The sequence below is a fragment of the Polaribacter butkevichii genome (assembly GCF_038024105.1).
Taxonomy (GTDB): domain Bacteria; phylum Bacteroidota; class Bacteroidia; order Flavobacteriales; family Flavobacteriaceae; genus Polaribacter; species Polaribacter butkevichii.
This window is the reverse complement of record NZ_CP150661.1, coordinates 1191446-1212679: the sequence shown is the minus strand read 5'-3', so window position 1 is coordinate 1212679 and position 21234 is coordinate 1191446. Positions and strand designations below refer to the sequence as shown.

Annotated in this window: 19 protein-coding genes; 11 read left to right on the top strand and 8 right to left on the bottom strand. The window is 29.0% G+C overall.

The genetic code is table 11. From position 1 onward, the window contains the following. Positions 1-163: 163 nt before the first annotated feature. Positions 164-1192 carry a FecCD family ABC transporter permease gene (locus WG951_RS04935; RefSeq protein WP_105049079.1) on the bottom strand — a complete coding sequence of 343 codons (1029 nt, stop codon included), beginning with the start codon at positions 1190-1192 and terminating at the stop codon, positions 164-166. 70 nt (positions 1193-1262) lie between these two features. Next, positions 1263-1844: a non-canonical purine NTP diphosphatase gene (locus tag WG951_RS04930; RefSeq protein WP_105049394.1), complete on the bottom strand. Its 582-nt coding sequence runs from the start codon at positions 1842-1844 to the stop codon at positions 1263-1265. Between the two features lie 480 nt (positions 1845-2324). Between WG951_RS04930 and WG951_RS04925 the strand changes: the two genes are divergently transcribed. Further along, on the top strand, positions 2325-3512 hold the full coding sequence (locus tag WG951_RS04925; protein ID WP_245893509.1) for a helix-turn-helix domain-containing protein: 1188 nt from the start codon (positions 2325-2327) through the stop codon (positions 3510-3512). 11 nt (positions 3513-3523) lie between these two features. On the opposite strand, the gene rlmH is transcribed toward WG951_RS04925, so the two are convergent. After that, the gene (gene rlmH / locus WG951_RS04920; protein WP_105049078.1) at positions 3524-3997 is read right to left on the bottom strand and encodes a 23S rRNA (pseudouridine(1915)-N(3))-methyltransferase RlmH; all 474 of its coding nucleotides are present in this window, start codon (positions 3995-3997) and stop codon (positions 3524-3526) included. Positions 3998-4104: 107 nt separating this feature from the next. On the opposite strand from rlmH, the gene nadC reads away from it, so the two are divergent. The 7 genes from nadC (at position 4105) to folE (ending at position 11367) form a co-directional block, all read left to right on the top strand. Continuing rightward, on the top strand, positions 4105-4965 hold the full coding sequence (nadC, locus tag WG951_RS04915) for a carboxylating nicotinate-nucleotide diphosphorylase (protein WP_105049077.1): 861 nt from the start codon (positions 4105-4107) through the stop codon (positions 4963-4965). Positions 4966-4970: 5 nt separating this feature from the next. Continuing rightward, positions 4971-7073 carry a M3 family metallopeptidase gene (locus WG951_RS04910; RefSeq protein WP_105049076.1) on the top strand — a complete coding sequence of 701 codons (2103 nt, stop codon included), beginning with the start codon at positions 4971-4973 and terminating at the stop codon, positions 7071-7073. 8 nt (positions 7074-7081) lie between these two features. Then, positions 7082-7450, top strand: a complete 369-nt coding sequence (locus tag WG951_RS04905; RefSeq protein WP_105049075.1) for a copper resistance protein NlpE — start codon at positions 7082-7084, stop codon at positions 7448-7450. A 17-nt stretch (positions 7451-7467) separates the two neighbouring features. Beyond that, a complete protein-coding gene (locus WG951_RS04900; RefSeq protein ID WP_105049074.1) occupies positions 7468-8040 on the top strand; it encodes a pentapeptide repeat-containing protein in 573 nt (190 codons plus the stop codon). 138 nt (positions 8041-8178) lie between these two features. Then, on the top strand, positions 8179-9126 hold the full coding sequence (locus WG951_RS04895) for a YihY/virulence factor BrkB family protein (RefSeq protein ID WP_105049073.1): 948 nt from the start codon (positions 8179-8181) through the stop codon (positions 9124-9126). A gap of 97 nt (positions 9127-9223) precedes the next feature. Next, positions 9224-10591, top strand: coding sequence for a histidine--tRNA ligase (gene hisS, locus WG951_RS04890; RefSeq protein ID WP_105049072.1), 1368 nt, complete (start codon positions 9224-9226; stop codon positions 10589-10591). A gap of 86 nt (positions 10592-10677) precedes the next feature. Then, positions 10678-11367: a GTP cyclohydrolase I FolE gene (folE, locus tag WG951_RS04885; protein WP_105049071.1), complete on the top strand. Its 690-nt coding sequence runs from the start codon at positions 10678-10680 to the stop codon at positions 11365-11367. Between the two features lie 105 nt (positions 11368-11472). Here folE and secA read toward each other — a convergent pair whose 3' ends face one another. The 4 genes from secA to WG951_RS04865 form a co-directional block, all read right to left on the bottom strand. Next, on the bottom strand, positions 11473-14814 hold the full coding sequence (gene secA / locus WG951_RS04880; protein WP_105049070.1) for a preprotein translocase subunit SecA: 3342 nt from the start codon (positions 14812-14814) through the stop codon (positions 11473-11475). A 143-nt stretch (positions 14815-14957) separates the two neighbouring features. After that, positions 14958-15179 (bottom strand): DUF2795 domain-containing protein, encoded by a 222-nt coding sequence (locus tag WG951_RS04875; protein ID WP_065318236.1) that lies wholly within the window; start codon positions 15177-15179, stop codon positions 14958-14960. Between the two features lie 170 nt (positions 15180-15349). Continuing rightward, positions 15350-15922: a cob(I)yrinic acid a,c-diamide adenosyltransferase gene (locus tag WG951_RS04870; protein WP_105049069.1), complete on the bottom strand. Its 573-nt coding sequence runs from the start codon at positions 15920-15922 to the stop codon at positions 15350-15352. A 103-nt stretch (positions 15923-16025) separates the two neighbouring features. Continuing rightward, positions 16026-16802: an O-methyltransferase gene (locus WG951_RS04865; RefSeq protein WP_105049068.1), complete on the bottom strand. Its 777-nt coding sequence runs from the start codon at positions 16800-16802 to the stop codon at positions 16026-16028. A gap of 87 nt (positions 16803-16889) precedes the next feature. On the opposite strand from WG951_RS04865, the gene WG951_RS04860 reads away from it, so the two are divergent. The 3 genes from WG951_RS04860 to WG951_RS04850 all read left to right on the top strand — a co-directional run bounded on the left by WG951_RS04860 (position 16890) and on the right by WG951_RS04850 (position 20707). Then, positions 16890-17657: a polysaccharide biosynthesis/export family protein gene (locus tag WG951_RS04860; protein ID WP_105049393.1), complete on the top strand. Its 768-nt coding sequence runs from the start codon at positions 16890-16892 to the stop codon at positions 17655-17657. A 6-nt stretch (positions 17658-17663) separates the two neighbouring features. Further along, complete coding sequence (locus WG951_RS04855) at positions 17664-20132, top strand: polysaccharide biosynthesis tyrosine autokinase (RefSeq protein WP_105049067.1); 2469 nt, start codon at positions 17664-17666, stop codon at positions 20130-20132. Between the two features lie 62 nt (positions 20133-20194). Further along, positions 20195-20707, top strand: a complete 513-nt coding sequence (locus WG951_RS04850; protein WP_105049066.1) for a DinB family protein — start codon at positions 20195-20197, stop codon at positions 20705-20707. 39 nt (positions 20708-20746) lie between these two features. Here the strand turns inward: WG951_RS04850 and WG951_RS04845 are convergent, their stop codons facing one another. After that, on the bottom strand, positions 20747-21220 hold the full coding sequence (locus WG951_RS04845; protein WP_105049392.1) for a nucleoside deaminase: 474 nt from the start codon (positions 21218-21220) through the stop codon (positions 20747-20749). Between the last annotated feature and the right edge of the window lie 14 nt (positions 21221-21234).

The following is a 21234-nucleotide window of genomic DNA, read 5'->3' as shown; positions in this document are numbered from 1 at the left end:
AATGACGTAATTTTTTTAATTAAGTTTTAAAGTTTCAGGTTTTCAGAGGTTTAGGTTTTTGTCTGTTTGTTTTACTACTTTGTTATTCATTTTAGCCTGCCACTTTGTAGTTTTTTATCACTTTAATACTTTTTTTTAATTTCTCTGTACTCTTCATATCTCCTTAGACAAATAATCTTTTTTTTCTAATCAATAACCAAATCACTACAGGTGCTCCAAATAAGGAGGTAATAGCATTTATAGGAAGTGTAAATTCACTAGTTGGTAATTGAGCAATAGCGTCGCAAATTAATAAAACAATGGCGCCAATAATTGCAACAGCGGGTAATAATATTTTATGATTAGAGCTTGCAAATAACATTCTTGCAATGTGCGGAACTGCTAATCCTACAAAGGCAATTGGTCCAGAAAATGCCGTAATTACACCTGTTAAAATACTGGTAATTAGTAAAATGATGTTTCTACTTTTTTTTACGTTAATACCTAAGCTTTTTGCATAGTTTTCTCCTAATAAAAAACTGTTTAAAGGTTTTATAACAGCGATGGTTCCTAAAATGCCAATAGAATAAATAATAACAAAAACGGTAATCTCATTCCAAGTTAAATTGCCCAAACTACCAAAACTCCAAAATAAATATTGTTGAATTTGGGCTGCTTCACTAAAATAGGCTAAAACGCTTATTACTGCAGAGGTTAAAGAGCCAAACATTAAACCAATAATTAAAATTGACATGGTGTTTTTTACACGATTAGCCGCTATAATAACTGCGGATAAAACTAAAAAAGCCCCTAAACTAGCAGCAATGGGTAAAGACCAATTAGATATAGAGGTGGTTAGAAAGAAGCCTCCAAAAACAGATGATCCTAAAATTAAAATTGCAACGCCTAAACTTGCACCAGAAGAAATACCTAAAACAAAAGGTCCTGCTAATGGGTTTCTAAATAAAGTTTGCATTAGCAAACCACAAATAGACAAACCAGATCCCACTAAAATGGCTGTAATAGCTTTAGGTATTCTAAAATTGATAATTATGGTTCTCCAACTGTCTTTAGTTACTGTGCCTCCAAAAACACTATTAAAAAGATCTTTAAAAGGAATAGAAACAGATCCTAAACTGATGTTTAAAAAGAACAAAATTACCAGTAAAATAGATAAAAGGATAAAATGTTTTGTGTATTTTTTTTGTTCCATTCTGTTGTTCCTTTAGAAACAGGAAGCTTTTTTTATGTTTTTTTCTTTTGGTAGACGTAAAATAATAGCTTTATGAATATTTTTCTTCTAAAAAGCGTACTAATTTTTGTATGGCAATTCCTCTGTGTGATATATTGTTTTTTTGTTCTGAGCTCATTTCGGCAAAAGAAACGTTAAAACCTTCTGGTTTAAAAATAGGATCATATCCAAAACCTTTTTCGCCATGTTTCTTTTTTAATATTTCACCTTTACAGATACCTTCAAAAAGAAACTGCTCATCATTTAAATTTAATGAAACAACTGTTCTAAATTGTGCTTTTCTATTCGTTTTATCTTTTAGATCTTCTAAAAGTTTTTGCATATTATTTTCAGAATTAGCAGGTTCGCCAGCAAAACGAGCAGAATATACTCCGGGTTTACCATCTAAACTTTCTACTTCTAAACCGGTATCATCAGCAAAACAATTAAAACTAAATTTACGAGTAATGTAATCTGCTTTTAATTTAGCGTTTCCTTGTAAAGTGGTTTCTGTTTCTTCTATTTCATCAAAACAATTAATGTCTTTTAAACTCAGTAATTTTATAGAGTCTGGTAACATTTTTTGAACTTCGGCAAGTTTGTTTAAATTATTGGTGGCGAAAACTAATTTCATCTGTTTCATTTTAGCAAATGTAAGAAATTAAACAGTGAAATTTTAATGAGATCTACTATAGAAAACCTATAATTTAAGAAAGGTGTTTTAAGATGTATTTTTTCTGAAGAACTATAATTTAAACTCGAAAGGTAAAAATTAAGATTTAACTAGATGCAGTCTTTTTTAAGGATGAACAATATAACTTGTCAACATGTGCTTATGTGAAAATTAAAAGAAATTATTTTATTATTCCCCCAAATTTTAAAAAATTACTTTTTCTGTTTTCTATAAACACAAAATTAAGTTGACAAGTATATTTAAAGTCATTTTCTAATTAAATCAAACTTAAAAAAAATAAATAGAGTAAACTTCATTAAAATGGTTAGGTAATGGTTGTTTTAATGAAATCAGTAAAGATTTTAATAAATCAGTAACAGAATATAAAACAGCTATGTTAATTTTTTGTAATTTTGGTAAAATATAAATCCCCAAAATAGTTTGATAGAAGCCTTTTTATTTTTATTTACAGGTATTATTGGGCTAGTTACTTTAGCTTTAATGCTAAGGTCTTATCAATCAAATCCATTTTGTAATTTTTTTTTAGTACTAATTATAAGCGTAGTTTCTTTTCGTTATTTTTTTCATGGTAGTTATAATTTAGGTTTACAAACAGTTGTAAAACCAGACAGCGGATTGTATTCTTTATTGTTTTTGATAATAGCGCCTTCTTTGTATTTGTATTATAAGCACTTAACAGACCCAAAAACAGCATACAATCCTAAAGATTTTAAACATCTTTTTTTTATAATTTTTTTGTATTTAATCAATTCAGTTGAAGTTCTACGTGATAGCTTTTTATTTTACTTTGGATCGATGACTAATTTTTATCTGATAACAATTTTTGTAACATTTTATATCGTTTTAATTTTTAATTTATTAAAAAAGAAGGTTTGGTTTAGAAAGAATTTAGAGTTAAATAGAAATCATTTTAATTTGGTTAAAAACTGGACTATATATTTTTTTATTATTAATCTGCTTTGTAGTTTAATGGTTTTTGTTTCTTTATATACAGAGTTTAAAACAGGGGTTAAGGTTTCTGGAAAGACAATGGCTGTTTTTTCGGTGATTTTTTGGTCATCAGCTTTTTTTAAAATTTTAATTTCACCAGAAATTTTATATGGATTGCCTGTATTAAATAAAACTTTGTTAAAGTTTAACAATTCTGAAGTAGAAAAAATAGAGGCTGTAAATCTACAGAATGATGTTGTTGGTAGTAATTGGGTTTTAGAAGTTGCTGTTAAAGAAGATAGTCAAGATTATAGATTGCAAGAAAATATAAGAGCTAATATTGTAAGTTATATTCAGGAGGTTGATAAATTAAGTACAGAAAAATTTATTTTTCGTAATCAAAAAGTTTCACAAAATGACATTGCAGAAATGTTAGGAGTTCCAACAAGTCATATTGTGTATTTGTTTAAATATCACTCTAAAATTTCTTTTACAGAATATAGAAAAAATAGTAGAATACAAGACGCTCTTAAGCTTATAGATGAAGGTTTTTTAAATTTAGAAACGTTAGAATCTTTGGCATACAAAACAGGTTTTGCTTCTTACAATCCCTTTTTTATTGCTTTTAAAAATAGCACCAATTATTCTCCTCAAGATTATAGTAAGGTAAAAAAATAGTATAAAAATGATTATTCATGATGATAAGGTTCATTCTTTAAAATTGTAAAACCTCTATAGAGTTGTTCTACAATAAAAAGACGAATCATTTGATGTGAAAAAGTCATTTTAGATAATGATATTTTTCCTATTGATTTTTTATAAACAGCATCAGAAAAACCATAAGGTCCGCCAATAACCAAAACGAGTTGTTTAATGCCAGCATTCATTTTCTTTTGTAGGTAAATAGAAAACTCAATAGAACTATAATGTTTGCCTTTATCATCTAACAACACCAATTGATCTGTGTTTTGTAGTTTAGATAAAATTAATTCTCCTTCTTTTTCTTTTTGTTGAATTTCGCTTAAATTCTTTACATTTTTAATGTCAGGAATAATATCTAACTCAAACTTTATGTAGTGTTTTAATCTATTTTGATATTCATCAATTAACTGAATCAAGTTTTTGTTGTCAGTTTTACCAATGGCTAGTAATTTAATTTTCATACGTGCAAAATTACGAATTAAGATTTACGAATTTGCAATAATTTGCCCTAATTGATAATTCGTAATTCATAATTAAAATAGTATTTTTACATCAGAATTCAATAATTATGATATCAAAAGAACAATTTCAGAACGAGTTAGATTTAATTATAAAAAACGCCATTAGAGAAGATATTGGCGATGGAGATCATACATCACTTTCATGTATTCCGGCGGATGCTAAAGGGAAAGCAAAATTGTTGGTAAAAGAAGATGGAATTATAGCGGGAGTAGAATTTGCAAAACAAGTTTTTAGCTATGTTGATAAAGATTTACAAGTAGAAACGTTTATTAATGATGGAGAGGATGTAAAATATGGAGATATTGTTTTTCATGTTTCCGGAAAATCTCAATCGATTTTAATGGCAGAGCGTTTGGTGTTAAATGCTATGCAAAGAATGTCTGCAATTGCAACAAAAACAGCCTTTTTTGCAAACTTACTAAAAGGCACAAAAACAAAGGTTTTAGATACAAGAAAAACAACTCCAGGAATTAGAGCTATAGAAAAATGGGCTGTAAAAATAGGAGGAGGAGAAAACCACCGTTTTGCGTTGTATGATATGGTAATGATAAAAGACAATCATATAGATTTTGCTGGCGGAATTACAGCAGCAATTACAAAAACAAAAAAATATTTAGCAGAAAAGAATCTTGATATTAAAATTATTGTAGAGGCAAGAAGTTTAGAAGAAATTAAAGAAATTTTGTCTAACGAAGGCGTTTATAGAATTCTAATAGACAACTTTAATTATGAAGATACTAAAAAGGCAGTTGCTTTAATTGGTGATACTTGCTTAACAGAATCTTCTGGCGGAATTAATGAAGAAACGATTAGAAAATATGCAGAATGTGGTGTAGATTTTATTTCTTCTGGGGCATTAACACATTCGGTTTATAATTTAGATTTAAGTTTAAAAGCAATAGATTAATTTATATGAAAAAATGCATAACAGTAGCAGCTTCATTACTATTAATAATTTCTTGTAGTACAAAAGAAGTAAAGAAAGAAAACATTATGGATATCTCTAAAAATCCTTTATTAGTAAAAAGTACATTAGAATATGGTACACCAGATTTTACCAAAATTAAAGCAAAACATTTTTTACCAGCTATTTTAGAAGGGATGAAATTGCAAAATGAAGCAATTGTAAAAATCACTCAGAATACTGAGGCTCCAACTTTTGAAAATACGATTTTAGCTTTAGAAGAAAGTAGCAAAAAGTTAGATGCAGTAACTGCTGTTTTTTCTGGATTGGCAGGTGCGCATACAAATGATACAATAAAAGCAAATCAAAAAGAATTAGCTCCAAAATTTTCTAAACATTCTGATGACATTTTGTTAAACACACAATTGTTTGCGAAAATTAAAACGGTTTATAATAATTTGACAACAGCTAATTTAGATGCAGAATCAGAACACTTAGTAAAAGAATATTTTAAAGATTTTACCAAAGCAGGTGCAAATTTATCCGAAGAAAAAAAGGAGAAATTAAAAGAAATTAATTCTGAAATAGCGAGTTTGTCTAATGATTTTGGAAAAAAACTATTAGATGCTAGTAAAAAAGGTGGTATTGTAATTTCTGACAAAGCACAATTAAAAGGTTTTTCTGATGAAAAAATAGCTTCTTTAGAAAAAGATGGTAAATATGAAATTCAGTTAATAAACACAACACAACAACCTTCTTTACAAACGTTAGAAAATAGAGATGTTAGAAAACAATTGTTCGAAAAATCGATTCATAGAGCTGATGCTGGGGATTATGATACTAGTGATTTAGTAAAGAAAATGGTGCTGTTAAGAGCTCAAAAAGCACAGATTTTAGGATTTGGTAATTATGCAAGTTGGAGCTTACAAGGCACAATGGCATCAAATCCAGAAACGGTTTTTGATATGTTTAAAAACTTAATTCCGGGTTCTTTAGAAAAAGCAAACTCAGAGATTAAAGAGATTCAGGCAGAAATAAATAAAGAAGGAAAAGACTTTAAATTGGCTGCTTATGATTGGAATCATTATGCAGAAAAAGTGCGTAAATCTAAATATAATTTAAATGAAGATGAGGTAAAACCTTATTTTGAAATGACCAATGTGTTAGAAAAAGGAGTTTTCTATGCAGCTACAAAATTATACGGAATTACCTTTAAAAAACGTACAGACATACCAACGTATCATCCAGATGTTGTGGTGTATGAGTTGTTTGAAGAAGACGGAAGTAAATTAGGATTGTTTTTTGGAGATTACTTTGCAAGAGATAGCAAACGTGGTGGTGCTTGGATGAGTAGTTTTGTAAAACAATCTAAATTACGTAACCAAAAACCTGTAATTTATAATGTTTGTAACTCAACAAAACCGGCTGCAGGAGCGCCTGTTTTAATTAGTTTTGATGAGGTAGAAACGATGTTTCATGAATTTGGACATGCATTGCATGGTTTTTTCGGAAGTCAAAAATATGCTTCTATTTCAGGAACAAGTACCGCTAGAGATTTTGTAGAATTTCCTTCTCAGTTTAATGAAAATTGGGCAACGCATCCAGAAATTTTAAATAATTACGCAATTCATTACAAAACCGGAAAAGTAATTCCTGCAGAATTATTGCAAAAAATTAAAGATGCAGGTACTTTTAACCAAGGGTATTCTATGATAGAAAACTTATGTTCTTCTAGTTTAGACATGAAATGGCACACAATTTCTGCAAATGAAAAAATAGAAGATGTTGCTAAGTTTGAATTGGAAGCATTAAAAAGCATGAAGTTAAATGTTAATGAAATTCCTCCAAGATATCGATCAACTTACTTTGCGCACATTTTTAGTGGAGGTTATTCTGCAGGGTATTATTCTTATTTATGGACAGAAATGTTAAGTCATGATGCATATGATTGGTTTAAAGACAATGGTTTATTAACAAGAGAAAACGGACAAAAATTTCGTGATCAAGTTTTATCAAAAGGAAATACAATGGATTATGCAGAAATGTATAAAACCTTTGCAGGTAGAAATCCTGAAGCAGCACCAATGTTAAAGGCAAGAGGTTTAAAATAGGTATTTAAATGAAATCAATTTTAAAAATTTTAGTGGTTGTTTGTATGTTTTTTTTGTCTTGTAAAAGTAATGAAGCAATCGATGTAACAGGTATTTATACAGGTGAATTTCCTTGTGGAGATTGTGCAGGAATAGAGCAAAAAATGACGCTAAATGCAGATAGTACTTTTGTTTTAGAAAGAGTTTACAAAGGCAAAGGTGATGGTAATGTTTTTAAAGAATCTGGTAAGTATTTAGTGGTAGAAGGAAAACTAGTTTTAGATATAAAAACCTCGCCTTTTAAGTATAAAATAGGCGAAAATTTTATCGAATTACTAGATATTGATGGCAATATAATTAAAAGTGATTTAAATTATAAATTGATAAAACAAAACTAAGCGTTTAAAATTATTAGATGACAGACAATTATTTTGATAGCGAAGAATACTCTAAAATTGATTTTACAAAAACAAAAATAGAAAAAGGAGAATATGAAAATTGTATGTTTTCTAACTGTAATTTCGAAGGAATTCATGCTTCCAATATACAGTTTATAGAATGTGAATTTTTCGATTGTAATTTTAGTAATACAATTGTAGATCATACAGCTTTTAAGGATGTTAATTTTATCAATTGTAAAATGATAGGTGTAAAATTTAATGGATGTGATCCTTTTTTATTACAGTTTAGTTTTAAGGAATGTCAATTAAGTTTTGCTAGTTTTTATCAACTAAAAATACCAAAAACAACATTTAAAGACTGTAACTTACAAGAAGTAGATTTTACAGAAAGTATGTTAACAAATGCTGTTTTTGATAATTGCGATTTTAAAGGGGCTGTTTTTGGCAGAACTAATATAGAAAAGTCAGATTTTAGAACGGCATATAATTTTAATATCAATCCAGAAAAAAATCAAATAAAAGGTGCTAAGTTTAGTAAGGAAAATATTGTAGGCCTTTTATCAGAATATAAAATTGTGGTTGAATAAATTATCAAGAGAAATAGAACAAATGTTATTAAGTATTATTAGAAGTATAAAAACACAAAGGAACTAATTTAAAGTTTTAACCTTTGTAACTTATAAAACTGTAAATCGCTACAAATTTGTTCCTTTGAAACTAAATTAATGACAAAAGAAATAGAAGACAAGCTAGAAAAAATACCAGTTGTAAACCTCTTGGTTAAATTTGGCAAGAAAATAAAAGTACCAGGGTTACAAGGTATGTCTTTGTATGATGTAATAGAAATGTACATTATAGGTATTGTAAAAGGTGCTTTAACTACAAGAGCAGGCGGAATTGCATTCAGTTTTTTTATGGCCGTTTTTCCTTTTATGCTATTTATTCTTACACTAATTCCGTACATTCCTATAGAAGGTTTTCAAGAAGGATTATTTTCATTTATAAAAGAAATTTTACCACCACAAACTTTTGAAGCGGTAAACACGGTAATTGGAGATATTATTAACAATCAATACGGAGGCTTGCTTTCTTTTGGTTTTCTATTATCTATTTTTTTAATGACAAATGGTGTGAATGCTATTTTTGGTGGTTTTGAATATTCGTATCACGTAACAGATGTTAGAAATGTTTTTAGATCTTATTTTATTTCGTTAGGTGTATCTTTATTGATGTCGTTTTTCTTAATTGTAACCATTACATCACTTATATTATACCAAGTAGCGTTGTCTAAAATAGATGAAACAGGTTGGTTAAATACAAGCGATTTAAATCTATTTCTTTTAGGTAAAAATGCACTATTTCTAATAATGCTATTTACTATTGTTTCTTTACTTTTTAGGTATGGTACAAAGCAAGGAAAAGAAACAAAATTCTTTTCTGCAGGCGCAATTTTAACTACCGTGGTTTCTTTATTTACCTTTTATTTATTTGGTATTTACGTTGTAAAATTTGCACAATACAATCAATTATATGGTTCTATTGGTACACTTTTAATCTTAATGTTATTTGTATGGTTAAATGCCATAATTCTGCTGTTAGGTTTTGAGTTAAATGCTTCTTTATATAGTTTAAGACGAAGAAATAAAACCTTTACAACACCTAAAAAAGTATAATTTTTCACGATATTTGCCGACTCAATTAATAATAATCAATTAATAACAATCAATTAACCATTGATAACTTATAATTGAACACTGATTACTGATTTATATGAAACCAAGCATACCAAAAGGAACCAGAGATTTTTCGCCAACAGAAGTAGCAAATCGTACCTATATTATGAATACGATTAAAACTAGTTTTGAAACATTTGGATTTCAACCTATTGAAACTCCAAGTTTTGAAAACTCATCTACCTTAATGGGGAAATATGGTGAAGAAGGAGATAGACTTATTTTTAAGATTTTAAATTCTGGTGATTTTTTAAAGAAAGCAGATGCTACACTTTTATCAGAAAAAAATAGTTTAAAAGTTACCACTCAAATATCAGAAAAAGCGTTGCGTTACGATTTAACAGTGCCTTTTGCGCGTTACGTTGTACAACATCAAAATGAAATTACATTTCCTTTTAAAAGATATCAAGTACAACCAGTTTGGAGAGCAGATAGACCACAAAAAGGACGTTTTAGAGAGTTTTTTCAATGTGATGCAGATGTTGTGGGAAGTAAATCTTTATGGCAAGAGGTAGAGTTTATACAATTGTACGATACTGTTTTTACCAAATTAGGTTTAGCAGGAACTACAGTTAAAATAAATAATAGAAAAATACTTTCTGGTATTGCAGAAGTTATTGGAGCGCAAGATAAATTAATCGATTTTACAGTTGCTTTAGACAAACTAGATAAAATAGGTAAAGAAGGTGTTGTTAAAGAAATGCTGTCTAAAGGAATTACAGAAGATGCCATTGAAAAAGTGCAACCTTTGTTCGATTTTACGGGTTCTAATTTAGATAAATTGGCTTCTTTAGAAAGTATGTTGTCAACTTCAGAAGAAGGAACGAGTGGAGTAGAAGAGTTGCGTTTTGTTATTAATTCTATAGAGGAATTAGGTTTAGAAACGGCAGCTTTAGAAGTAGATGTAACTTTGGCCAGAGGATTAAATTATTACACAGGTGCTATTTTTGAAGTTGCAGCTCCTAAAGGTGTAAAAATGGGCTCTATTGGTGGCGGTGGAAGATATGATGACTTAACAGGAATTTTTGGATTAAAAGATGTTTCTGGAGTTGGAATTTCTTTTGGATTGGATAGAATTTATTTAGTTTTAGAAGAATTAGGTTTGTTTAAAGCAGTTGATAACCCAAAGCCGAAAGTAATTTTCTTAAATTTTGAAGCTTCAACAGATGTGCTTAAAATGAAAGCGATTAAAAGTTTGAGAGAAAATGGAATAAAATCGGAATTTTATCCGGATTTAGGTGAAAGTAATAAGGCGCAAAAACGACAATGGAAATACGTTACCAATAGAGAAATAGAATATGTTGTTTCTAAAGTTGAAGATGATGTTTTTACCTTAAAAAACATGATTTCTGGAGAGCAAACAGATTGTACTTTAATGGATTTGGTAACAAAGCTAAAAATATAAAAATTATAGTTTTATAATTTTTATTGATTAGGAAACTAAGATAATACGTTGCAAACACGTAAATTTGCACTTTAATAAAGAATGAAATGTTTGAATTAAGCAGCAAAATGAATGACGAAAGAATTGAAGAAATAGGAGAGAACCACGTTGGTACATCAGCTAAAACTCCGTTAAGAGCAGATGCTTTTGATATTTCTGACGAAGAAAAAATTGAAAGAATCCAAGAAAGTGTAAAAGATATTTTAACCACTTTAGGAATGGATTTAACAGATGATAGTTTACAAGGAACTCCAAGAAGGGTGGCTAAATCTTTTGTAAATGAACTATTTATGGGATTAAATCCTAAAAATATGCCAAAGGCTTCTACGTTTGACAATAATTACAATTATGGTGAAATGTTGGTAGAGAGAAACATTGTGGTTTATTCTACTTGTGAGCATCATTTATTACCAATTATTGGTAGAGCACATGTTGCTTATATTTCTGATGGTAAAGTAATAGGGCTTTCTAAAATGAATAGAATTGTCGAATATTTTTCTAAAAGACCTCAGGTGCAAGAGCGCTTAACAATGCAAATTGTACAAGCAATGCAAGAAGCTTTAGGTGTAGAAGATGTTGCTTGTGTTATTGATGCTAAACATTTGTGTGTAAACTCTAGAGGAATTAAAGATATAGAAAGTTCTACTGTTACAGCAGAATTTGGTGGTAAGTTTAAGCAGAAAGAAACAAAAAGAGAATTTTTAGAATATTTAAAGATGAAAACAAGTTTTGAATAAAACTTTGATTTATTTTTAATTAAAATATAAGTTATAAAAAAACCGTTTAGAAATTTTCTAAACGGTTTTTTATTTATGTAAAATCCTGTAAAACAGGATTTGTTTTTATTTATTTACCAACACCCATTCTCCTTTAGCTATTAAAGGAATTGCCTGTTTGTATTTTACTCCTTTTTCTTCTCCACTCATTACGTTTTTAATGGTAACATGTTCATTTCTACCAATTTTAGGTTGATCTCGAATAATGGTTTCAACAGGTTCTGATTGTTGAGGTTTAGAGTTTTGTATGGCTTGTTCTGTAGAGTTTTGAACATCTTCTTTAGAAGTGTTTAAACGCTCTCTTTTTTGTTGACGCGCCTCTGATATTTGATTTACATTTTGCTCTGGTAATTCTCCTTTAAACAAGAAAGATAATACTTCTTTGTTAATATCATCAACGGTTGTTTTAAATAATTCAAAAGCTTCAAACTTGTAAATTAATAAAGGATCTTTTTGTTCATAAGACGCATTTTGTACAGATTGTTTTAAATCGTCCATTTTACGTAAATGATCTTTCCAATTTTCGTCAATAATTGCTAAAGTGATGTTTTTCTCGAAATCTGTAATTAAACTTTTTCCTTCAGTTTCATAAGCTTCTTTTAGGTTGGTTACAACTTGTAAAGATTTAATTCCATCTGTAAAAGGCACCACAATACGCTCGTATCTATCGCCTTCGTTTTCAAAAACATCTTTAATAACAGGATATGCTAAAACGGCATTTCTTTCAATTTTGTTTTTGTAATGTGCTGCAACTATTTCGTATAATTTATCTGCCAATTCACTTTCAGAAAGTTTTTCAAATTCTTCTTCTGTAAAAGGAGAGGTCATTGAAGAGAATTTGATCAATTCAAATTCGAAATTCTGAAAATCTTTTGCAGCTTTATTGTTGTTGATAATAGATTCGCATGTATCAAAAATCATGTTTGCAATATCTACTTGTAAACGTTTACCATCTAATGCATGACGTCTTCTTTTGTATACAAACTCACGTTGAGCGTTCATAATATCATCATACTCTAACAAACGTTTACGAATACCAAAGTTGTTTTCTTCTACTTTCTTTTGAGCTCTTTCAATAGATTTGCTAATCATAGAATGCTGAATTACTTCACCTTCTTTTAAGCCCATTCTATCCATCATTTTTGCAATTCTGTCTGAACCAAAAAGACGCATTAAATTATCATCTAAGGCAACGTAAAATTGAGTTGACCCAACATCACCTTGTCTACCAGCACGTCCACGTAACTGTCTGTCTACACGTCTAGAATCGTGTCTTTCTGTACCAATAATAGCTAAACCACCAGCTTTTTTAACTTCGTCTGTTAATTTAATATCTGTACCACGCCCTGCCATGTTGGTTGCAATGGTAACCACACCTGGTTTTCCTGCTTCTGCTACTACATCTGCTTCTCTTTTATGCAATTTTGCATTTAAAATATTATGAGGAATTTTACGCATTTGTAACATTCTACCTAATAATTCAGAAATTTCTACAGAAGTTGTACCTACTAAAACCGGTCTGTTTTGTTCAACTAGTTTTACAATATCTTCAATAACTGCATTGTATTTTTCACGTGCAGTTTTGTAAATTAAATCTTCTTTATCATCTCTTTGAATTGGTTTGTTTGTAGGAATTTCTACAACATCTAATTTGTAGATTTCCCATAACTCACCAGCTTCTGTGATTGCTGTACCTGTCATACCAGACAGTTTTCTGTACATTCTAAAGTAGTTTTGTAATGTTACGGTAGCAAATGTTTGTGTAGCATCTTCAATTTTTACATTTTCTTTTGCTTCAATTGCTTGGTGTAATCCGTCTGAATAACGACGACCGTCCATAATACGACCTGTTTGTTCATCAACAATCATTACTTTATTGTCCATTACTACATACTCTACATCTTTTTCAAAAACAGTGTATGCTTTTAAAAGTTGATTCATGGTATGGATACGCTCGCTTTTTATGCTAAAGTCTTTGTATAACTCTTCTTTTTGAGCCGCTTTTTCTTCTTTACTAAGGTCAGAATTGTCAATTTCACCAATTTTTACACCAATATCTGGTAAAACAAAGAAACTATCGTTATCTGTTTTATTTGATAAATGTGCAATCCCTTTATCAGTTAAATCAATCTGATTATTTTTTTCTTCAACAACAAACCAAAGATCTTCATCTACTTGTGGCATTAATTTGTTATTATCTTGCATGTAGTAATTTTCTGTTTTCTGCAAGATTTGTTTATTACCTTCTTGTGATAAAAATTTAATTAAGGCTTTGTTTTTAGGCAAACCTCTGTAAACTCTTAATAATAAGAATCCGCCATCTTTATCATTTCCTTCTGCTATTAATTTTTTTGCTTCAGCAAAAACACCTACTAAATGTTGTTTTTGTAAAGTAACTAAATCAGATACTAAAGGTTTTAAATCGTTAAATTCATGTCTGTCTCCTTGTGGTACAGGTCCAGAGATAATTAAAGGAGTTCTTGCGTCATCAATTAAAACCGAATCTACTTCATCAATAATAGCATAATTTGGTGCACGTTGCACTAAATCATCTTTAGAACTCGCCATATTATCACGTAAATAATCGAAACCAAATTCGTTATTTGTACCATAGGTAATGTCTGCATTGTAGGCTTTTCTACGTGCATCAGAATTTGGTTGGTGATAATCGATACAATCTGTGGTAAAACCATGAAACTCAAAAAGAGGTCCCATCCACGCTTTATCACGTTTTGCTAAATAATCATTTACGGTAACTAAATGTACTCCATTACCTGTTAATGCATTTAAGTATACTGGTAAGGTAGAAACTAATGTTTTTCCTTCACCAGTCATCATTTCTGCAACTTTACCTTGGTGTAAAACAGAACCACCAATTAATTGTACATCGTAATGAACCATATCCCAAGTAACAGGTTTTCCTGCTGCGTCCCAAGAATTTGCCCATAACGCCTTGTCATTATCTAAAGTAACATTATCTCTTTCTGCAGATAATTCTCTGTCATAAGGAGTTGCTGTTACTTCTATTTCTTTATTTTCTACAAAACGTTTTGCTGTTTCTTTAACAACGGCAAAAGCTTCTGGCATTATTGTAAGTAAAGTTTCTTCAGAAACTTTGTACGCTTCATCTTTTAGTGCATCTATTTCTGTATAAATATCTTCTTGACGATCTATGTTTGCTGTTTTAGCTTCTGTTTCTAACTCAGTAATTTTATCATCAAACTGTTTAGTAGCTGTTTTTATTCTTTCTTTAAATTCTATAGTTTTTGCCCTTAAACCATCATTAGAAAGTTTAGAGAATTCTATTTCGAATTTTTTTACGTTTTCAACAACAGGTTGTAAAATTTTTAAATCTTTTTGTTGTTTATCACCAACAAAAAGTTTGATTACTGAATTTAAAATATTCATTATTATGTTATTTTTAGTTAAATTAATAACTATATTATAGTTCTGTATTAGGTTTTTTTTAAAACCCTGAAAAACAGTTTTCTAGTTTAGGAGAAAACAAAAAAAAAGCCTCCATAGAGACTTTTTAAATTTTATTATTATGTTTAGTATTCATCCTCATTCCAAAGATAATCATCTTCGGTAGGATAATCTGGCCAAATTTCAACAATTGAATCATACGCATCACCTTCATCTTCTATATCTTGTAGGTTTTCTACTACTTCTAAAGGAGATCCAGTTCTAATAGCGTAATCTATTAACTCGTCTTTGGTTGCTGGCCAAGGCGCATCTGCTAAATAAGATGCTAATTCTAATGTCCAATACATTTCTTAATGTTTAATTTTGTGCAAAAATAATTTTTTTACTGAATTATACAAGTCTTTTTTAAGAAATATATAGAGAAGTTATTTTAATATTTTGTTAATATCTTAAAACGAATGCTTTAAGCGTTAAATAAAATTTAAAATTTCTTTCTATCGATAAAAAAAAGAACGTATTATTTTTTTGTAGGAATCCACTTGATTTCCTCTACTGATAAGTCTTTAGACAACTTTCGTGCCAACGTAAAAAGGTAGTCAGAAAGTCGGTTTAAGTATTTTAGTATGTCATCATTAATGTTTTCTTGATCATTAAGTTCTACCACTAAGCGTTCTGCTCGTCTGCAAATACATCTAGCGATATGACAAAATGACACAGATTGATGCCCTCCAGGAAGAATAAAATGAGTCATTTGAGGAAGCTCTAAATCCATTTTATCAATTTCTTCTTCTAAAAAAAGGATAGAAGCTTCATCTATCTTAGGTATATTAAGTCTTTCTTTTCCGTTTTTTAATGTTTCTTTATCTGGCGGAGTAGCCAACATTGCCCCCAAAGTAAATAACTCATTTTGAATTTTTAATAAAGCTTCTTTAATTGAAAGACTAATTTCCTGATCTTTTATTAAACCAATGTATGAATTTAGTTCATCTACATTACCGTAGCTCTCTATTCGTAAATTGTATTTTTTTACTCTTGTTCCTCCAAAAAGGGCAGTTGTACCTGCATCACCAGTTTTTGTATATATTTTCATTTTAAATGAGTTGCAAATTTTTTATAATAACAAAGTTACAAAGTTTGTAAGCTGTAATATTTATAATTAACACGATTTAACAGTTGCATTATTAAACTACCTTTTAAACTCTTATTTTAAAATGTTCTTTTTCTTGTTCTTTTCTAAAAAAAACAATGCCCCAGTAAAAAACATCTACCGTAACTGTTACTTTATTGTGGTTTTTAATCTCTGTCCAAGCTTCTTTCATTTCATCACTCCAATAAATATCATCAAAAATCCAAACGGAATTATTATGAGCTGTATTTAAACAAGTTTCGAAATAATGTAAAGTATCTTTTTTTGTATGATTTCCGTCAAAATAGATACAATCGATTTTTTGATTTTTAATAGCTAAGGGTAACGTTTCTTTAAAATCTCCTGTAATTATCTTTATGTTGTTAAAATTATTTGTAAAAAATAAATGATTAGCAACTTTACTTGTTTCAGAGCATCCTTCTAGAGTTGTAATTGTAGATTCTTTATTTCCTATTTTAATTGCAGATGTACCTAAACCAAGAGATGTTCCAATTTCTAAAATAGTTTTAGGTTTAAAATATTCAATTACACGAATTAATAATTTTGCTTTTTTGTTAGATAATCCTGCTATTTTAGCTATTTTAGAAACTTGACGATTATTGTCTTTAAAAATTTTAGATCCAGCACCAAAATCTGTGACTTTTATAAGACTTTTGTTGTCTAATAAATGTTGCTTTGTTTTAGAAAATAATTTAATGCAATCGGAGTCTGTTTTTTTGTAAAAACATTTTGTTACTAAATCATACACAAAAGGAGAGTGAACCCCATGTTGATTGGATGATTTTAAAAGAAATTTTAGGTATTCTGTGATTAAATGTGTCATTATTTATAAAAAAAACGAAAGTAAAATAAAATTATAGTAAATCACTTTTAAAAAGTATATTTGTAGCTATTTATGATTAAAATTACAATGAAAAAACACCTTTTATTACTATTATCTATCTCTTTCTTTTTTTCGTGTGTACCAAGTAAAGATATTATTTATTTACAAGGAGAACCCGTGGCTAAAAAGGAGATTAAAAGAATAAATAATATACCTTATAAATTACAGGTAGATGATATTTTAAATATAGATATTAAATCTAATGATGAATCTTTGGTATCTGTGTTTAAAAAACAATCTGGAAATACAGGTGGAGGAGACGGATATTTTTCGGGCTATAGTATTGATAGTTATGGAAATATAAGAATGCCTACTTTAGGAGAAATAAATGTTTTAGGCTATACCGAATTGGAAGTACGAAAAAAAATTGAAAATGAATTAAAAAAATACATTAAAACTCAAGAAGAACTTTTTGTTTCGGTTAAATTAGCAGGTATTAAATATACTATTATTGGAGAAATTGGTAGTCCTGGACCTAAAGTAATTTTTCAAAATAAGCTTTCTATTATTGATGCAATTTCTAACTCTGGCGATATTACTACAGTAGGAAATAGAAAAAAAGTAGAAATAATTAGAAACTCTATTACAGGAACAGAAAAGTTTACTATTGATTTAACAAAAATTAGTGCTTTTGAGTCTGAAGTGTTTTATGTAAAACCAAATGATATTATTAATGTGATGCCACTAAGACAAAAAACCTGGGGTACAGGAACTACTGGCCTTGGAGCGCTAACAACAATCGTTTCTTTATTTACATTAATTAGTACCACTTTTATTTTAGCAAGAAACCTATAGTATTTTATGGATAATTTAAATAAACTGAATAGCAGTCCAATTCAAGCCAATGTAGATGTTAAAGGTTATCTTTTTAAAGTTTTATCTTATTGGAAACTTTTTTTTGTAACCATTATTATTGCTTTGATCGTTGCTAAATTTATGAATGATTATAAACCAAAAATTTATAGTCTTGATACTGTTGTCTCTGTAAAGGAAGAAAATAACCCTTTATTTTCAACAGGAACAAATATAGCCTTTAATTGGGGAGGAGCCAGTGATGCTGTAGAAACTATTAAAGTAGTTTTAACATCTAGAACACATAATGAAAAGGTTGTTAAAAAATTAAATTTTTTTATTGATTATCTTAAAGAAGGTAGATATAGATTAGAGGATGTATATGGGTATACACCTTTTGTTGTAAATTTAAATACTAGTAAACCTCAATTGTACGGAAAGCTTTTACAGATAGAAATTACTGGAGAGGATACGTATAAGTTATCTTTAGACTTTAATGAATCACATTCTAATTCGTTAATAACTTATGATACAAATAAAACGAGTATTTACAATTCTGTAGAAACTTCTTTTTCTAAAGAATTTAAAGTAGAGGAAGAAATAAATACCTCTTTTTTAAGTTTTTCACTTAAAAAGACGAAGAAATTTAAAATTGGAGAAAAATATTTTATTAGATTCAATAGCTTTGATGGTACTGTTGGTGGTAATCGTTTTATTAGTGTAGTTGGTATTACAAATGGAGCTTCTATGCTTAGATTATCTAAAAGCGGAACAAATAAAAATAGAATTGTAGATTATTTAAACACAACAGTTTTAATACTTGATAAAGACAAGCAAGAGCAAAAAATTCTATATGCTAAAAAAACAAAAGATTACATAGACGAATTTTTTGTAAAAGAACAAGAAAGTTTAAAAAGAATTGAAAAAGAAATAGGAGCCTATAAAGAGAAGAATAACATCTATAATTTATCTGCAGAAGGTAATATCGTTTTTAACGAAAGTATCAATATAGAAAAAGAACAAAAAGATATTTTAGAGTTTAATCAATATTTAAATAATTTAAGAACTTATATCACCTCACACGATACCTATGGAGAAAATGTACCTGTACCTGCATTGATATCAATTCAAGATGGGAAAATTTCTGGAGAGATTGCTAATCTCATTCAAAAATCTACTTTGAGAGAAAAATTAAGAGGTTCGGTCACCGATAATCATCCGGATGTAATTAAATTAAGTAATAGCATTAATCTTTCAAAAAATAATTTATTAGAAAATATAGCAACCTTAAAAGTTGTAAATAATAATAAACTTAAGAAGTTAAGTTCAGAGTTGTCTCTGTCTAAAAGTAAACTTAAAAGATTACCAAAAACAGAACAAGGTTTATTACAATTTCAAAAAAATTATGAAATTTCAGAAGCCAACTATAATTATTTAAAACAAAAAAGTTACGAAGCTGGTACTGCAATTGCAGCAAATGTATCTGATGTTAAAATAATAGATTCAGCTAAAGATTTAGGCAATGGGCCTATATACCCAAAGCCTAGTTTTAATTACTTAATAGGATTAATGTTAGGCATTGTTTTTCCGTTATTTTATATAATCACTAAAGAAGTTTTAGATAATAAAATTCACACAGCAGAAGAGATTCAAAATAATTATGCAATTCCTGTTTTAGGTGTTGTAGGTAAAAATCATGATAACAATAATTTAGCGGTTTTTAACAAGCCTAAATCATCGGTAGCAGAATCTTTTAGAGCGCTTAGGTCAAATATCCAATTTTTGTTTAAGAACGCTCAAAAAGACGGATCAAAAACTTTAATATTAACGTCTTCTGTAAGTGGAGAAGGTAAAACAATGGTTTCTATAAATATGGCAACGGTTTTTGCTTTAAGTGGTAAAAAAACCGTATTAATTGGTTTAGATTTAAGAAAACCTAAAATTTATGATGATTTTGATTTAACAAATGATGTGGGGGTTGTAAATCATTTAATTAATCAAAAAACATTAGATGAAATAATTATTAATACTCAAGTACCAAACCTAGATCTTATTTTATCGGGACCAATACCACCAAATCCTTCTGAGTTGTTGTTAAATGAAACAGCAGATAAGATGATTAAAAGTCTTCAAGAAAGATATGATTATGTTATTATTGATACCCCTCCAGTAGGCTTAGTTTCTGATGCCTTAGAGTTGTTTAAATATGGTGATGCAATTATTTATGTTATTCGTCAGAATTACTCAGAAAAAGGTATGATGAGAATGATAGATGATAAGTATAAAAATAAAGAAGTATCTAATATTAGTTATGTTTTAAATGATTTTTCTGTTAAAAATAATTATGGCTACGGCTACGGCTATGGGTACGGCTATGGTTACGGTTATGGAAAATACGGAAATGGCTATCATGAAAATGAAGAAACAAAAGGTATCTTTTCTAAAATTTCTAGTTTATTTAAAAGAAATAATTCATAATAAAAAAGCATCGTTAACGCGATGCTTTTTTACTTTACTATATCTAAAAAGATTTATTTATAATGAAAATTCCACAAGAAGAATATGCTCCCTATTTCTCTGGGTATATTAATTTAATAGATACAGAAAAAAAATCAATTATTGAAAGTCTCAAAGAATCTCAAAATAAATTTGAAAGTGTATTAAGTAATTTACCAAAAGAAAAACAAAGTTTTGCGTATGCAGAAGGTAAATGGACGATCAAAGAATTGATACAGCATATTATTGATACAGAACGTGTTTTCTGTTACAGAGCCTTGTGTTTTGCAAGAAACGATACAACCTCTTTACCTGGTTTTGACCAAGATTTATTTGTAAATAATGATTCTGCAAACGATAGAGATTATCAAGATTTGTTAGACGAAATGGCTGTTTTAAGAAAATCTACCATTCAGTTATATAAAAGTTTTTCTGAAGAAGCTTTGTTAAGAATAGGCGTGGCATCAGAAAATAAAATGTCTGTTAGGGCTTTAGGATATTTATTTTCCGGACATCAAATTCATCATTTAAATGTTGTAAAAGAAAGATATTTATAATTAAAAAACCGAAGTTTTAACTTCGGTTTTTTTATAAATTTAATATTCAGTTTTATCTAGCTTTTCTGCCCATTTATTAAAAGGTTCTAATGCAATTTCTCTTCCTATTTGCTCAAAAGGAATACTTCTTTTCTCGTAAGGTAACGGAATTTCTTTATAGATAAATTCATCATCAAAGCCAATATTTGCAGCATCTTGTTGGTTACTACCGTAAAAAACTTTGTCTGGTCTAGCCCAATAAATGGCACCTAAACACATAGGACAAGGCTCGCAAGAAGTATAAATAATACAACCATCTAACTGAAAAGAGCCTACGTTTTTACAAGCATCTCTAATTGCAGTTACTTCTGCATGTGCCGTTGGGTCGTTTGTAGAAGTTACTTTATTATTTCCTTTACCAATAATTTTTCCGTCCTTAACAACTATACAACCAAAAGGGCCGCCTTCATTATTATTCATTCCTTTTAAAGCTGTTTTTACAGCTTCACTCATAAATTCTTCGTGTGTATTCATCTTCATTATCTGTT

What these genes read in the sequence shown, in the direction of transcription:
- WG951_RS04895 (WP_105049073.1), top strand. Translation starts at nt 8,179, where the DNA reads ATGACAAAAGAAATAGAAGACAAGCTAGAAAAAATACCAGTTGTAAAC.
- WG951_RS04845 (WP_105049392.1), bottom strand. Translation starts at nt 21,220, where the DNA reads ATGAATACACACGAAGAATTTATGAGTGAAGCTGTAAAAACAGCTTTA.
- hisS (WP_105049072.1), top strand. Translation starts at nt 9,224, where the DNA reads ATGAAACCAAGCATACCAAAAGGAACCAGAGATTTTTCGCCAACAGAA.
- WG951_RS04850 (WP_105049066.1), top strand. Translation starts at nt 20,195, where the DNA reads ATGAAAATTCCACAAGAAGAATATGCTCCCTATTTCTCTGGGTATATT.
- WG951_RS04900 (WP_105049074.1), top strand. Translation starts at nt 7,468, where the DNA reads ATGACAGACAATTATTTTGATAGCGAAGAATACTCTAAAATTGATTTT.
- WG951_RS04860 (WP_105049393.1), top strand. Translation starts at nt 16,890, where the DNA reads ATGAAAAAACACCTTTTATTACTATTATCTATCTCTTTCTTTTTTTCG.
- WG951_RS04935 (WP_105049079.1), bottom strand. Translation starts at nt 1,192, where the DNA reads ATGGAACAAAAAAAATACACAAAACATTTTATCCTTTTATCTATTTTA.
- WG951_RS04930 (WP_105049394.1), bottom strand. Translation starts at nt 1,844, where the DNA reads ATGAAATTAGTTTTCGCCACCAATAATTTAAACAAACTTGCCGAAGTT.
- WG951_RS04865 (WP_105049068.1), bottom strand. Translation starts at nt 16,802, where the DNA reads ATGACACATTTAATCACAGAATACCTAAAATTTCTTTTAAAATCATCC.
- secA (WP_105049070.1), bottom strand. Translation starts at nt 14,814, where the DNA reads ATGAATATTTTAAATTCAGTAATCAAACTTTTTGTTGGTGATAAACAA.
- nadC (WP_105049077.1), top strand. Translation starts at nt 4,105, where the DNA reads ATGATATCAAAAGAACAATTTCAGAACGAGTTAGATTTAATTATAAAA.
- WG951_RS04855 (WP_105049067.1), top strand. Translation starts at nt 17,664, where the DNA reads ATGGATAATTTAAATAAACTGAATAGCAGTCCAATTCAAGCCAATGTA.
- WG951_RS04910 (WP_105049076.1), top strand. Translation starts at nt 4,971, where the DNA reads ATGAAAAAATGCATAACAGTAGCAGCTTCATTACTATTAATAATTTCT.
- WG951_RS04875 (WP_065318236.1), bottom strand. Translation starts at nt 15,179, where the DNA reads ATGTATTGGACATTAGAATTAGCATCTTATTTAGCAGATGCGCCTTGG.
- WG951_RS04905 (WP_105049075.1), top strand. Translation starts at nt 7,082, where the DNA reads ATGAAATCAATTTTAAAAATTTTAGTGGTTGTTTGTATGTTTTTTTTG.
- folE (WP_105049071.1), top strand. Translation starts at nt 10,678, where the DNA reads ATGTTTGAATTAAGCAGCAAAATGAATGACGAAAGAATTGAAGAAATA.
- rlmH (WP_105049078.1), bottom strand. Translation starts at nt 3,997, where the DNA reads ATGAAAATTAAATTACTAGCCATTGGTAAAACTGACAACAAAAACTTG.
- WG951_RS04870 (WP_105049069.1), bottom strand. Translation starts at nt 15,922, where the DNA reads ATGAAAATATATACAAAAACTGGTGATGCAGGTACAACTGCCCTTTTT.